The sequence below is a fragment of the Rhodococcus maanshanensis NBRC 100610 genome, assembly GCF_001894865.1.
GTDB classification, from domain to species: Bacteria; Actinomycetota; Actinomycetes; order Mycobacteriales; family Mycobacteriaceae; genus Rhodococcus_G; species Rhodococcus_G maanshanensis.
The window spans coordinates 46,845-59,643 of record NZ_BCXA01000044.1 but is presented as its reverse complement, the minus strand read 5'-3'; the positions used below and the strand labels follow the sequence as shown (position 1 = coordinate 59,643).

The following is a 12,799-nucleotide window of genomic DNA, read 5'->3' as shown; positions in this document are numbered from 1 at the left end:
CCGGTGTGTAGTCGCGCGCGATCTGCCACGACGTCATGGTCTGCAGCAGCGTGGCGCGACGGATCGGTCCCGCAGGAGGTTTCGGCGTGCGACCCATCTGCGGAACCTATCCGCGAACTAGTCGTTCTTGCGTGGTTTTCGGCTTGGGCACCATCAAAACAACTAGCTCGCGACGCTCCTCATGCATTCACGCGACAAGTGCGAGTAACACGGGCGACGCCACGACCGGGACGACGCCGTCGATGAGGACCCGGCGGCATCCGTCGAACTCGATCAGGACGGGAACCGGCACGGAGGACTCGGAACCCAAGGGGAACAGGCTAGTTCCCGCCGCAGCGCTCGCCGTCGAGGCGCACGGCGGAGCAGGATCGAGCCCCTCGAAGTACGGGTCGAGACTGTCCAACAGGCTCTCCGCCCCGGCGAACGCAACACCGGTGGCGTCGAATCGGTACCGACACACAGAACTCCGCACCGAGTAGTCACCGGGGACCAGAACACTCGCACCGACCACAGGCAGGGCGGGAGCCGTGCCGCACCCCATCAGCTGCTCTACCCCATCGGGCCACAGCTGGACGCGATGATCGACTCGTCCGACATTCTCGAGCGCCTCGACCGCCCTCAATCCGCCGATGCGCTGAAACTTGCATTCATCGACCGGATACGACGGCCGGATCGCCCGACCGGTGGCGTCGATCAGCCACAGATCCGGGATGGCCACCATGCTGGCGATCCCACAGGTGTCCTGGTCAAGGGCGGCTTCCCTCGGACGGCGCGTTCATCTTCGCGATCGCCTCGGAAAAGCCTCCCTCCCAGCGATACTCGGCAAAACTGGCCGTCAGATCGGCGTTGACGGTTCGGTCCGCGGTCGGGTCGCAGGTGATGGCCGCCACCGGTTCGAAGTCATCGGGAACGGTGCCCGGTCGCGGCTGCATCGCCACGAGATCCGGCGGTGTCGTCGCTATCCCATCAAGGTCCGTCGGCATCCGGCACGTCGCCGCGCCCACGACCTCCGCAGGCTCCCGGACCGGCGCGGGTCCGTGGATATACCCGCACCCTGCCAACACAGTGGCCAACGCCAGACACACCGAAACTCGTCGACTCATCACCGATGCATGGTTGCGCGAGCTAGTCGTTCTCGGACTGTTTTCGTTCCAACCACCACGAAAACGACCAGCTCGCGGTAGATGTCCGGGCCACCATCCGCAAGCGACATGCGCCGGACCGCAGCCACAGAGCGACCGCTGAGCCCACTGACCCACGGCTCGGTCACTGCCCGATGAACTGCCCGATGCCTTCGCCGCCGAGGATTGCGTTGGCAAGCATCATGCCGACTACGGCCGCGATCAGGACTCCGACGACATTCCAGACGCTGCCCTTCCGCTTCTTGGGTGCTTCGACGGATGCGACCTGCTGCCAGTCCTGCCCATCCCAGTACAGCTGCGAGCCGGAACCGTCAGGGTTCGGGTACCACCCGGGAGCATTCATACACAAGAGATATCAGACGAACCCGACAATCCGGTCATCCGAGTGAGCTTCAGACCCGACATACGAAAACGGTTGACTCGCGGCGTAGTTCAAGCCCGGGTCAGCGGCCACACGGATCGGCAGACGAGGTTCCCGGCGCACCCGAAGTTCCCGGCGCACCAGGGGCGCCGGGCGCACCCGACGTTCCCGGGGCACCCGGGGCACCCGGGGCACCGGACACTCCCGGCGTACCGGACGCCCGCGGCTTGTGGGGCGCAGGCAGGTCCGCCGGATCGGGCTGCGAGGGGTCGGGGTCGCTGACCAACCGCACCGAATAGCTGAGCCCACCCGCACGCCAGGACGCCGGCTCGGTGGTGGGTCTTGGCACGCCGGCCCGCGCGCACGGGTCGCCGGGGAGGGCGGGAGAGTTCAACTCGGAGACGTCGCTGCGCTCGGGTGTGGTCGACTCGACCGGTCCCTGCGTCGACGTCGGCGCGGGCGCCACCAGCACGGCCGCGAGTCCGGCGACCAGAACGGCGACGACCGCGGCCGCTCCTGCCAGCAGCCGCCCCTTAGGCAGTGCCTTCGCCTCCCCCGGCGCCGCCGCCGCGAACGCGGCAGGCACGGAGGCCTGGCTCTCCGCAGCACTGATCGCGGCGCCGGTCGCCAGATGCCACCGGCCGGCATACGGAACCACGGCGGCAAGGCCGAGCGCGCCGGCCGCGGAACGGATAACGCTCGTCTCGGATGGCCGGATCCCGAGCACGACGACGGCGACTCGGCCGCGCGGCACACCCGACCGCATGTCCTCCAGCAGCGCCGTGGTGAAGGACACCTCGGAGAACGTCCCCGCGGTCACCCGCTGGCCGCCTGCCTGCGCCGCACCGGACCGCAGGTCGACCGCGTGGGCGAGGACCTCACCGGGCCACTCGGCCAGGACGAGAGCGGTACGGGCGCCTGCCAACTCGGGTATCGAGCGCAGGAAGGCCAGCCGGGCCTCGGCCGCACCGACCACCGTGACCGCCGGCACGCCGTCGCTGCCCAGCTTCGCCTTGATCGCGTCGGCCGCTGCCGGGTCTGCGGCGACGATCCCGACCGCCGTCGGGTTCAGTCCGATGCGCCTGGCCCGGTCCACCATCTGTTCGGTGGCCCATACCGCCTGCCCGACATCGTCTCCGGCTCGATCCTCGAATCGGCTGTCCACCGGCCCGAGGCCGGGCACGTCGGTATCGATGAGGACCGCCCGCACGCCCTCCTTGCCGAGCGTCACTCCCACTGACTCCCGCACGCGTCCTCCACCGTTTCCCGTCGACAGTGGCTCGCGGGTTACCGGAAGGGACGCCTGTGGTTGCGGCCCGCCGAATTCCTCACTCAGTCCGTCGAATCGAGGTCACCGTAGCGGACCGACCCCGAGGCGTGCAGCCGTACCCCGCCAGCGGCGCGGTTCGGACCCACCGAGCGGCTTCGTCCGCTAGGCCGCGGCGCGCACCGGAACCGGGTCGTCCTCGACCCGTCCGCCCCACCGACCGAGCGCCGACCCGGGCGCCGCGAAGAAGCTCGCATGGAACGCGACCACCACCGCGCCCATGATGCCGAGGATCAGCGGACCGAAGAACAGTGGGTACTCGGCGATCTCGACCGCCAGGTACCGGTAGCCGGCCAGCAGCGCGGCGAACGCGACCGCCCCGCCGACCACGAGCCGCACGCGGAACCACCCCCAGCCCCGCTCCGGGTCCCGCAGCGCGGACTCGAGGGTCAGGCACAGCACCACGCCCGCGACCAGGTCGACGCCGTAGTGGTAGCCGAACCCGAGGGTCGCCATCAGCGTGCACACCAGCCAGAAGGTGCCACCCCAGCGCAGCCACCGCGGGCCGCCCCTGGAGTGGATGAAGATCGCCAGCGCCCATGCGGTGTGCAGGCTGGGCATGCAGTTGCGCGGCGCCGGGGTGTCGAACGGGATCGCCGCCGGGTCGACGACATTGGGCACCACGGCGGGCCAGTAGTTGCCGAGCTGCGAGCCCTCGCCCGCGGTGCCGAACGCGAAGTCCGGGCCCACGACCGGGAAGAGCACGTAGAACAGCGGACCGATCAACCCGATGAGCAGGAAGGTGCGCACCAGGTAGTGCGACGGCCAGCCGTTGCGGAGCTGATACAGGGCGACGACGATCGCCGCGACCGGCAGCTCGATGTACACCCAGTGCAGCACCCCGTAGCCGACGCTGCCGAGCGCATCGACCACGCCGCCCATCACCCAGGACGGGTTGCCCAGCGCCCGGTCCGCGAGCTGCACGTATTCGTCGAGCACCAGCGGGCGGGTCAGCACCGTGATCTGCAGCCAGACGTCGCCGACCTTGGTGGCCAGGATCAACAGCGCGCCGAGCCCGACGCCGCGCAGCGCGCTACGCCGCTGTTCGCCGGTCCATGCCACCGCCGCGTAGAGCCCGATCCCGGTCAGCACGAGGGTGGGGCCGTTCCCGATGGCGAAAGGCCCACCGAACAGCAACCGGCCCACCGCGAACAGCAGGTCGAGGGCGACCGCGGCGGCCAGCGCGCGGATCCGCTGCGGGTTCGTGAGCCCGACCAGCGCGAGCGCGAATCCCGCCCACGGCAGCGACATCGACTTGGGGGTGCCGAGGAAATCCTTGGCCAGGCTGTGCAGCGGGCCCTCGAAGCCGTTTCGCATCGCGACCAGTTGCAGGACGATCAGGCCCGCGACCAGGACGATGCCGGCCGAGATGAGGATGGGGTGCGACCGCAACGAGAGGCGACCGGTCCCGGAGACCGGCGAGTCGTTGATCAGCACCGGTCCATAGTAAACGGACCGTGAACGCGGCCTTACGTGTCGAGCTCGTTCACCAGGGAATCGACGACGAGCGTCAGGTCACCACCGGAGGTCGCGGCCACCTGACGCTGACGGAGGTAGGACGCGCCGCGCCGCGGGATGTCGGCCACCCGCGCCAGTTCGTCGGCGCAGCCGAGCGATCTCGCCACCGGCATCAGCTGTTCCAGCAGATCGTCGAGGTCGTCGGTGACGAGCCGCTCGTTGCTGTCGGCGTCGAGGATGATCTCCGCGTCGAGCCCGTACCGCGCGGCCCGCCACTTGTTCTCCTGCACGTGCCACGGGGGCATGCCCGGCAGCTCCTCGCCCGCATCGAGCCTGCGGTCGAAGTACACCACCAGGCAGTGGATGAGGGCGACGATCGCGCCCAGCTCGGTCCTGGTGGAGATGCCGTCGCAGACGCGCACCTCGATCGTCCCCCACTGCGGTGCGGGCCGGATGTCCCAGTGCAGCCCACCGAGCTTGTCGATGACGCCGGTCTTGAGCTGGTCGTGGGCGAATCCCTCGAACTGCGACCAGGTTTCGAACTGGAACGGCAGGCCGGCCGTCGGCAGTTGCTGAAACATCAGCGCCCGGTTGCTGGCGTATCCGGTGTCCACGCCTGTCCACATCGGCGACGAGGCCGAAAGCGCAAGCAGGTGAGGGTACTTCACGAGCAGCGCGTTGAGGATCGGGAAGACCCGATCGGCCGAGGAGATCCCGACGTGCACGTGCACGCCCCAGATCAGCATCTGGCGTCCCCACCACTGGGTGCGCTCGATCATCTCGTCGTAGTGCGGGCTGCGGGTCAGCTGCTGGGTGGACCACTCGGCGAACGGATGGGTGCCCGCGCAGAACAGGTCGACGCCGATCGGGTCGGCGACCCGGCGCACCAGGTGCAGGGTCTCGCTCAGGTCGTCGATCGCCTCGCCGACGGTGTCGCAGATCCCGGTGACCAGTTCGACGGTGTTGCGGAGCAATTCCTTGTGCAGGCGGGGCGACTCACCGCCCGCGAGGGAGTGCGCCGCGTCGAAGATCAGTCCCGCGGTGTTCGAGAGATCGCGGGTGGCCTTGTCGACCAGGGCGATCTCCCACTCGACGCCGATTGTCGGCCGGGGCGAACCGGCGAAGTGGACTCCCACACTGCGAATCCAACCACAGCGATCGGACCACCGCCCGCACCGGGACCGGCCCCGGCACAGCACAACGACCCCCCACCGTTGCGGTGAGGGGTCGTCGAGGCGTTCGGTGCCTACTCGATGACGGCACAGGCGACGCGGCCGCCCGCGTCACCGGTGGCCAGCGTGGTCTGGTCCGGCACCGGAGCGTTCTCCGGGAGGGTGTACCGGTTCGGGATGTTGGCGAAGTTGTCCGCGTTCGCATGCACGACGATCGCGGTGCCCTTGCCGTGGTTGCGCAGGTCCTCGAGGGTGACGGAGTCGGTGGTGGTGACCAACTCCGCGGTGCCGTCCTCGCGCACCTGCAGCGAGGTCAGGTCGCCGCTCGCGGGATGTCCGGTGTGACCCTCCGCCTGGAAATGCCCACCGGCGGAAAGGAAGTCGCCGGGCGCACCGCCGGACGGCGCCACCGAGTTCGCCTCACACTTGGCGACCTCGTGGATGTGCAGGCCGTGGAAGCCGGGAGTGAGGTGCTCGGCCTCGACCGAGACCTGGACGAAGCCGTCACCCTCGGTGAACCGAACGGTGCCGACCTCGGCGCCCTTCGCGTCCTTGAGCTCGACGTCGATCGCACCTTCCTCGGCCGCCGATCCGTGGCCGCCCTCCGCCGAGCCGTGGCCCGGCGCGGACGCTCCCGTCCACACCGGAGGGGTGGTGCCGGGGACGTCGCTCGGCTCCTGGCCGTTGGAGCACGCGGTGAGGCCAACGGCCGCGATCGCGACCATCGGGGCGACGACGCGCCAGGACACGCGTACTGGAGTGTGCGAGTCGCGTCGGGTAAGCAGGGCCATCAAACCGCTCCTTCTAGATGGGCTGGAAGTGAACTGATCATAGACAGGCGCGCGGATCGGTCGTTCGCAGGTGCGCGCACCTAGGGCGCGGTGACGATCACGATGACGCCGGGCGACGCGCTCACGATGCCCGGGAAACGGGGCTCGGCGGACACTCCGAGCGTCGCGGCGATCTCCGTCGCGGCCGCCTTCTCCGCAGGCGACGAGGCCGAGTAGTACACGGTGGTCGAGCTGACGGAACCGTCGGCGTAGTTGCCGGTCTCGCCGACCGTCCAGCCGTCCGACTCGATGGTCTTGGCCGTCTGCGCGGCCAGGCCGCTGACCGTGCTGTTGTTGAGCACCCGGACCGACACCGCGGACTTGTCCAGGACCGGCGCGGTCGTCGTGGCGGCGGCGGCGGCGGTGGTGGTGGTGGTCGGGGTGATCGCGGCGGACGGCCGGGCCGAGGTGGCCGCGGCAGGCGGCCGGGCGGAGGTGACCGAGGCGGCCCCTGTGCCCCCGGCTATCCGCGCCACGCTCGAGGTGGTCTCGGGCTGCTGCTCGGACTCGGAATCGTTCCCGGAGAGCGCCATGGCGCCGATGCCTGCGAAGGCGATCGCGAGCGCAATCAGGACCATCGCGAACGCACGCAGCGGCGGTCCGCTCGGTGGCTGCTCAGGAGTGCTCACTCGAATGACCTTAGAGCCCGCGCCACGTCCGCCGACACCTAGGTGATGTCGAATCCGAGGCGACGTGCGGCGCGTGCCTTCTGTCTACTCGCCCGCAACCGGCGCAGCCGCTTGACCAACATCGGGTCGGCTGCGAGGGCCTCTGGGCGGTCGACCAGCGCGTTCAGCACCTGGTAATAGCGGGTGGCGGACATGTCGAAGAGTTCCTTGATGGCCTCTTCCTTGGCGCCCGCGTACTTCCACCACTGGCGCTCGAAGGACAGGATGTCGTGGTCGCGGCGGGTCAGTCCGTCCTCGCCGATCGCATTCGCGTCTTGCGGGTCGGTCTGCTCGGAATTCCGGTTACGCGCCGCTGCCCCGTCCATCTCACTCCCTCAACTTCGAGCTCTCGCCCAACGCCACTGCTCTCGCGTGATGCATCGAAACCAAAGTTCCCCGACGACCCGGCTGGCTTCACGATTACCGGGCAACGAATTACATATCTGTTCTTCCCGAGGATTATTCAACCATGATCCGCACGGGCGCGGCCTGGTTGCGGTGCTGGCGCGTCGCGCAGGGGCGCCCCACTATCCTTGCTCGAATGGCAATACTTCCGATCCGGATCGTGGGCGATCCGGTGCTCCACGAGCCCACGCGGCCCGTCACCGAATCGCCGGCGGAAATCGCCGAGCTGATCGCTGACATGTACGAGACGATGGACGTCGCGAACGGCGTCGGTCTGGCGGCGAATCAGGTCGGTGTCCCGCTGCGCCTGTTCGTCTACGACTGCCCCGACGTCGACGGCGACGGGAACTCGATCCGTCGTCGCGGCGCCGTGGTCAACCCGGTGCTCGAGACCTCGGAGATCCCGGAGACGATGCCGGACCCCGACGACGACGAGGAGGGCTGCCTCTCCGTTCCCGGCGAGCAGTTCCCGACCGGGCGCGCCGACTGGGCGAAGGTGACCGGCACCGAGGCCGACGGTTCGCCTGTGGAGATCGAGGGCACCGGATTCTTCGCCCGGATGCTCCAGCACGAGGTCGGCCACCTCGACGGGTTCCTCTACGTCGACGTGCTGATCGGCCGCAACGCCAGGGCCGCGAAGAAGACCATCAAGCGCGCCGGTTGGGGCGTCCCGGGCAAGAGTTGGGTTCCCGGCACGGTCGAGGATCCGTTCGGCCACGATGACTGACATCGTGCTCGGTAGCCGGGTGGTGCTTCGATACAAATTGCCGCCCGGCTACCCACAGCCCCTGACCGACATCATCGGGGAGTTGGTGTCGCTCACACCCGCCGTCGTGGTCCGCGCCCCGGACGGACGAGTGGTCCAGGTCGTCCCCGACAAGGTCGTCGCACTCAAGTCGATCGGGGCCCGGCCGATCCTGAGCCGGGAGATCCGCGCGCTCGAGCTGGCGGCCGCCGACGGCTGGCCCGGCCTCGAGCAGAGCTGGATCAACGGCTGGCTGGCCCGCTCCGGCGGCGGCTTCACCGGCCGCGCCAACTCCGCCACTCCCCTCGGCAAGGCCGACCGGATCGGTGACCTCTACAGCGGCGACACCCTCGAGCGCCTGCAGAAGTGGTACGCCGACCGCGATCAGCCGCTGCGACTGCTTCTGCCGGATGGCCTCGGCAACGCCCCCACCGACTGGGAGACCTCGGACGAGGTGCTGGTGATGGCCGCCGAGATCGCGAACCTCACCCTGCCCGAAGGTGATTCGCTCGTCACCGTGTCCGGCGAACCCGACGATCAGTGGCTGCCGCTGTACGACAACAACGGGAAACGGCTACCGGACTGCGCGCCCGACGTGCTCGGCGCCGTCCGCGACGGCGAGCTCGGCTTCGGCAGGCTCGGCAGCCCGAGCACCGAACTGCTCGCCATCGCGCGCGCGGCCGTGACGGAGGCACCCGACGGGCGACGCTGGGCCGGCCTGAGCGCGGTTGAGGTGGCGCCGGCCCACCGCAGGCGCGGGCTCGGGATGCTGATCTGCGCGGAGATGATCCGCTGGGGCCGGGACCGGGGCGCGACGCACGCGTACATCCAGGTGGTGGCCGACAACGAGGCGGCAATCGCCCTGTACCGCACGATGGGGATGCTCGACCACCACCGGTACCGCTACGCGGCGGCGCCCGGCACCGCCTGGTAGCCGCACGAGTGTCCACCGACGACGGCGCCCTCCGGACCGACCGGGGGTCGCCGTCGTGGTCGCACTAGGCTGCCTCGAATGCGATTGGCGACGTGGAATGTGAACTCGGTCCGGGCCCGCACCGATCGGGTCGTGGACTGGCTGGTGCGGACCGACACCGACGTGCTGGCGATCCAGGAGACCAAGTGCCGTGACGACCAGTTCCCGACGGAACGGTTCACCGAGCTCGGCTACGAGGTGGCCCACATCGGCCTGAGCCAGTGGAACGGCGTCGCGATCGTCTCCCGCGTCGGGCTCGAGGACGTGCAGGTCGGTTTCGAGGGACAGCCGGGCTTCGCCAAGCCCGCGGCGGACAGCCTGGACATCGCGACCCCGGTCGTCGAGGCCAGGGCCATCGGCGCCACCTGCGGCGGGGTCCGGGTATGGAGCCTGTACGTCCCGAACGGGCGCGAGCTCAGCGACCCGCACTACGAGTACAAGCTGGACTGGCTGGCCACCCTGCGCGACGACGCCGCCAAGTGGTTGGCCCAGGATCCGGGCGCCCAGATCGCGCTGGTCGGCGACTGGAACGTCGCGCCGACCGACGAGGACGTCTGGGACCCTGCACTTTTCGAGGGCAAGACGCACACGTCGCAGCCGGAACGCGACGCCTTCAATGCCTTCCAGGACGCCGGCTTCGTCGACGTCGCCCGCCCGTTCACCCCCGGCCCCGGCGTCTACACGTACTGGGACTACACGCAGCTCCGGTTCCCGAAGCGCCAGGGCATGCGGATCGATTTCGCCCTCGGCTCCCCCGCCCTGGCCGCCCGGGTCTCCGGCGCGTCCATCGACCGCGAGGAGCGCAAGGGCAAGGGCGCCAGCGACCACGCCCCGGTCGTGGTCGAGCTGGACTAGCCGGAGACGCGGCGAGCGCGCAGCAGTTCGGCGGCCAGCCACAGCGCGCCCGCCGCGACGAGCAACCCGTGCGCGACCCGCATCCACGGGCTGCCGAAGAACTGCGGGATGAACAGGGCGAACCCAACCGCGAGCGGGACCCCGCTCCATCGGGCCAGCACTCCGGACCGCCAGATCCCCACCGCTGCGGCGACCGTGCCCGCGGCGACCAGCAGCAGCCCCGTCGCGAACATGGTCATCTGGGTGCCCCCGCCGCGCACGCCGTCGACCAGGTCCAGCAGCTCCGGCGTCCCCTCCGCGACCGCGCGTCCGCCGATCGCGTGCAACCCGAAGTCCTCGGCGCCGTAGTAGGGCAGGGTCAGGCCGACCCCGACCCAGGTCAATACCGTCGCGGCGATGCCTGCGCGATTCCCGTCGGTGCCGCGGAGGATCTCCCGTAGTGCCTGCACGGCGAGGCCGAGCAGCAGGAACCCGATCATCCCGAAGAAGTGCGCCGCGACCCACGCGCCGGACGCATAGGCCCGGGCGCCCTCCATGGTGGCCTGGTTCAGGTAGTCCGAGTAGGGCCGGACCGCAGGGTAGAGCAGGAACAGCACCCCTGCCGCCCCGAACGACGCCGCGGCCGCGGCCCGTGCGCGGTCGGTGCCCACCCGCTGTGCTGTGTCGACCATGTTTACCTCCTCCGGAACGAGAGCAGCGCTCTCTCTTACGAGCAGTGTTCACCATCGTGGCCGAGAAAACAAGAGCAGTGCTCTCCAATTTCGGGGCGCTCGTCCGCCCGGTCTACGATTCATCCACCGTGTCCGCCCGGTCCGGGCGTGCTTCGCAGGCGTCGCGCCGCCCCCATCGCTAGGAGTCCGCCCGTGGAGACCCCGCGCGATCGGCCCGCCACCGAGGTCGAATGGATCGAGGCCGGCGAACGCCACACGGCGCCGTGGCGGACCAACAGCAGCGTCAAGCCGCCGAAGAGGGTCGAGACCTTCGGCGACGAACTCCGCGCCGACGACGCGATGCGGCTCGCCTCCGAGGGCACCGCGATGCTCTGGCGCGGCGACTTCCTCGGTGCCAGGCAACTGCTCGACGCGCTCAAGCGTCGGCTCGACCGGCAGCTGGTCAAGCCCGATCCGGACCTCGCCGTCACCTTCCACCGGCATCGGCAGGCAAGGGCACACCGCACCCGCATCCTGAGCATGGTCCTGATCGAGCTCGGCCCGGACTTCGGCATCGACCTCCGACGCGCACCCGACATCAGGGACGCGTGCCGGGAGGCGTACGGCGAGGCAACCGAGCCGAGCGTGACCTCCCTGCAGGAACTGCTCGGCGCGGTCGGCGCGCACGAGTGGCGGCGGCGCGGCGTGATGGTCCCCTCCCTCGGCGCGCGGATCCACCCGCACTACGGCGTGTTCGCCCCCACCAGGAACGAGTACGTCGACCTGGTTGCGGAGGCGCAGTTACCCACCGCCGGAACGGCATTCGATCTCGGCACCGGGACCGGCGTGCTCGCCGCCGTGTTGGCACGGCGGGGCGTCGGACGGGTGGTGGCCACGGACATCGAACCGCGCGCGGTGGCGTGCGCGACCGACAACCTGCGGCGACTCGGGGTCGCCGACCGGGTCGAGGTGGTCCGCACCGACGTGTACCCGGCAGGCACGGCCGACCTGGTGGTGTGCAACCCGCCGTGGGTGCCCGCCGCCCCGACGTCATCGATCGAGCTGGGTGTCTTCGACCGCAAGGGGCACATGCTCACCGAGTTCGTCCGGGGCCTGCCGGATCATCTCAACCCCGGCGGCGAGGGCTGGCTGGTGCTCTCCGACCTGGCCGAGCGCCTCGGCCTGCGCACGAGAGCTCAGCTGACGGACCAGTTCGAGCGGGCGGGCCTGACCGTGCTCGGCCGCACCGACACCCGGCCGAGGCACCCGCGCGCGAGCGGCGCGGGCCCCGAACGGCGCGGCGCGCGCGGACACGACCCACTGGCCGCGGTCCGCGCGGCGGAGGTCGTCTCGCTCTGGCGACTCGCGGTCCGCGCGCACTGACGCGCGGACCGGCGAACACCTAGCGGACCAGCTGCCTGACCAGGCCGTCCGCGCAGCCACCCGCGAATCCGGTCACCGCGCCCGAGGCGGCTCCCGCGGCCACCCCGCCGACCAGCCCGGCCGGGCCCGCGGCCACGCCCGCGGCGGACGCCGCGGTCACGGCGCCGGACAGCGCACCCGCGATGGCTGGCTTCACCCCGGACTTCACGCACTCCTCCGCGAGGGCACCGGCCTGGTTGACGACCTCCGCGGCCACCACGCCCCCGGCGTCGATGGCGGTGTCGACGACCGCCGACACGACCTTGCCGCTCTCGGAGATCGAGTAGGTGATGCCCTGGACCGCGCCGTTGACCTCGAGGCGCAGCGGGAGGTTCTCCAGGACGCGGCCCGCCTCGTTGACCGCGGCGATGGCGTTCGTCTGGGCGTCCCGGACGAAGCGACCGGAGTCGAGCTTGATCTGCGCGGTGCTCGCCTCGACCTGGGTGGCGATGAACTTCGCGAACTCCCGGATCGGGCCCGCCTGCGCGGGCGGCGCGACGGCAACCGAGGCGAGCGCGAATCCCGCGACGCCGAGGGCGACGGCCAGCGAGGCCGTCCCCGCCCTGACATCCGCCGAGATCCCGGCCACCCGAGCGGACCCGCCCTGGGCGCCCTCGCGCGCGGCAGCAACGATCGTCATTCTTCTTCCCCCAGCTACACGGCGCGTCGATACGCGAAGCGATGACATGACGCCCGCCACCGCCCGGGACCGGGGAAGCCGAAACCTGTTTCGGATCCCTATATTCCAGCCCCGACCGCGACGGGTCAGGGGAAGCATAGGGGCAGTTGCC

15 protein-coding genes are annotated in these 12,799 nt (G+C 70.2%); 4 read left to right on the top strand and 11 right to left on the bottom strand.

Going from position 1 to position 12,799, the window contains the following annotated elements; all coding sequences use genetic code 11:
- Positions 1-187: 187 nt before the first annotated feature.
- The 9 genes from RM1_RS20355 to napA all read right to left on the bottom strand — a co-directional run bounded on the left by RM1_RS20355 (position 188) and on the right by napA (position 7,284).
- Positions 188-721, bottom strand: a complete 534-nt coding sequence (locus tag RM1_RS20355; RefSeq protein WP_072753517.1) for a hypothetical protein — start codon at positions 719-721, stop codon at positions 188-190.
- A 25-nt stretch (positions 722-746) separates the two neighbouring features.
- Complete coding sequence (locus RM1_RS20350) at positions 747-1,004, bottom strand: hypothetical protein (protein WP_143069493.1); 258 nt, start codon at positions 1,002-1,004, stop codon at positions 747-749.
- A gap of 262 nt (positions 1,005-1,266) precedes the next feature.
- A complete protein-coding gene (locus RM1_RS20345; protein ID WP_072753515.1) occupies positions 1,267-1,485 on the bottom strand; it encodes a DUF2510 domain-containing protein in 219 nt (72 codons plus the stop codon).
- A 100-nt stretch (positions 1,486-1,585) separates the two neighbouring features.
- Positions 1,586-2,752 (bottom strand): hypothetical protein, encoded by a 1,167-nt coding sequence (locus RM1_RS20340; RefSeq protein ID WP_143069494.1) that lies wholly within the window; start codon positions 2,750-2,752, stop codon positions 1,586-1,588.
- Positions 2,753-2,935: 183 nt separating this feature from the next.
- Positions 2,936-4,207, bottom strand: a complete 1,272-nt coding sequence (locus RM1_RS20335) for a phosphatase PAP2 family protein (RefSeq protein ID WP_072753525.1) — start codon at positions 4,205-4,207, stop codon at positions 2,936-2,938.
- Positions 4,208-4,299: 92 nt separating this feature from the next.
- The gene (locus RM1_RS20330) at positions 4,300-5,424 is read right to left on the bottom strand and encodes a glutamate--cysteine ligase (RefSeq protein ID WP_072753513.1); all 1,125 of its coding nucleotides are present in this window, start codon (positions 5,422-5,424) and stop codon (positions 4,300-4,302) included.
- A 110-nt stretch (positions 5,425-5,534) separates the two neighbouring features.
- Entirely contained in the window at positions 5,535-6,251 is a 717-nt protein-coding gene (sodC, locus tag RM1_RS20325) for a superoxide dismutase[Cu-Zn] (RefSeq protein ID WP_072753512.1), read from the bottom strand.
- 80 nt (positions 6,252-6,331) lie between these two features.
- Positions 6,332-6,919 carry a LytR C-terminal domain-containing protein gene (locus tag RM1_RS20320; protein WP_072753511.1) on the bottom strand — a complete coding sequence of 196 codons (588 nt, stop codon included), beginning with the start codon at positions 6,917-6,919 and terminating at the stop codon, positions 6,332-6,334.
- A 38-nt stretch (positions 6,920-6,957) separates the two neighbouring features.
- The gene (napA, locus tag RM1_RS20315; protein WP_027501275.1) at positions 6,958-7,284 is read right to left on the bottom strand and encodes a nucleoid-associated protein NapA; all 327 of its coding nucleotides are present in this window, start codon (positions 7,282-7,284) and stop codon (positions 6,958-6,960) included.
- A gap of 215 nt (positions 7,285-7,499) precedes the next feature.
- Here napA and RM1_RS20310 point away from each other — a divergent pair, with 215 nt between their 5' ends.
- The 3 genes from RM1_RS20310 (at position 7,500) to RM1_RS20300 (ending at position 9,936) form a co-directional block, all read left to right on the top strand.
- The gene (locus RM1_RS20310) at positions 7,500-8,090 is read left to right on the top strand and encodes a peptide deformylase (RefSeq protein ID WP_072753510.1); all 591 of its coding nucleotides are present in this window, start codon (positions 7,500-7,502) and stop codon (positions 8,088-8,090) included.
- Positions 8,083-9,042 (top strand): N-acetylglutamate synthase, CG3035 family, encoded by a 960-nt coding sequence (locus tag RM1_RS20305; RefSeq protein WP_072753509.1) that lies wholly within the window; start codon positions 8,083-8,085, stop codon positions 9,040-9,042. Before RM1_RS20310 ends, RM1_RS20305 begins: the two co-directional genes overlap by 8 nt.
- 78 nt (positions 9,043-9,120) lie before the next feature.
- Positions 9,121-9,936 carry an exodeoxyribonuclease III gene (locus tag RM1_RS20300; RefSeq protein ID WP_072753508.1) on the top strand — a complete coding sequence of 272 codons (816 nt, stop codon included), beginning with the start codon at positions 9,121-9,123 and terminating at the stop codon, positions 9,934-9,936.
- Here the strand turns inward: RM1_RS20300 and RM1_RS20295 are convergent.
- Positions 9,933-10,607 (bottom strand): hypothetical protein, encoded by a 675-nt coding sequence (locus RM1_RS20295; RefSeq protein ID WP_245816507.1) that lies wholly within the window; start codon positions 10,605-10,607, stop codon positions 9,933-9,935. The two genes, RM1_RS20300 and RM1_RS20295, sit on opposite strands and share 4 nt — an antisense overlap.
- 192 nt (positions 10,608-10,799) lie before the next feature.
- Between RM1_RS20295 and RM1_RS20290 the strand changes: the two genes are divergently transcribed.
- The gene (locus RM1_RS20290; RefSeq protein WP_072753506.1) at positions 10,800-11,969 is read left to right on the top strand and encodes a methyltransferase; all 1,170 of its coding nucleotides are present in this window, start codon (positions 10,800-10,802) and stop codon (positions 11,967-11,969) included.
- A 19-nt stretch (positions 11,970-11,988) separates the two neighbouring features.
- Here RM1_RS20290 and RM1_RS20285 read toward each other — a convergent pair whose 3' ends face one another.
- Positions 11,989-12,648, bottom strand: a complete 660-nt coding sequence (locus RM1_RS20285) for a DUF8020 domain-containing protein (RefSeq protein ID WP_072753505.1) — start codon at positions 12,646-12,648, stop codon at positions 11,989-11,991.
- Between the last annotated feature and the right edge of the window lie 151 nt (positions 12,649-12,799).

Bases quoted from the DNA above. Each gene is read 5' to 3' on its own strand.
- RM1_RS20310 (WP_072753510.1), top strand. From the start codon at position 7,500: ATGGCAATACTTCCGATCCGGATCGTGGGCGATCCGGTGCTCCACGAG.
- RM1_RS20285 (WP_072753505.1), bottom strand. From the start codon at position 12,648: ATGACGATCGTTGCTGCCGCGCGCGAGGGCGCCCAGGGCGGGTCCGCT.
- RM1_RS20295 (WP_245816507.1), bottom strand. From the start codon at position 10,607: ATGGTCGACACAGCACAGCGGGTGGGCACCGACCGCGCACGGGCCGCG.
- RM1_RS20305 (WP_072753509.1), top strand. From the start codon at position 8,083: ATGACTGACATCGTGCTCGGTAGCCGGGTGGTGCTTCGATACAAATTG.
- RM1_RS20300 (WP_072753508.1), top strand. From the start codon at position 9,121: ATGCGATTGGCGACGTGGAATGTGAACTCGGTCCGGGCCCGCACCGAT.
- RM1_RS20345 (WP_072753515.1), bottom strand. From the start codon at position 1,485: ATGAATGCTCCCGGGTGGTACCCGAACCCTGACGGTTCCGGCTCGCAG.
- napA (WP_027501275.1), bottom strand. From the start codon at position 7,284: ATGGACGGGGCAGCGGCGCGTAACCGGAATTCCGAGCAGACCGACCCG.
- RM1_RS20355 (WP_072753517.1), bottom strand. From the start codon at position 721: ATGGTGGCCATCCCGGATCTGTGGCTGATCGACGCCACCGGTCGGGCG.
- sodC (WP_072753512.1), bottom strand. From the start codon at position 6,251: ATGGCCCTGCTTACCCGACGCGACTCGCACACTCCAGTACGCGTGTCC.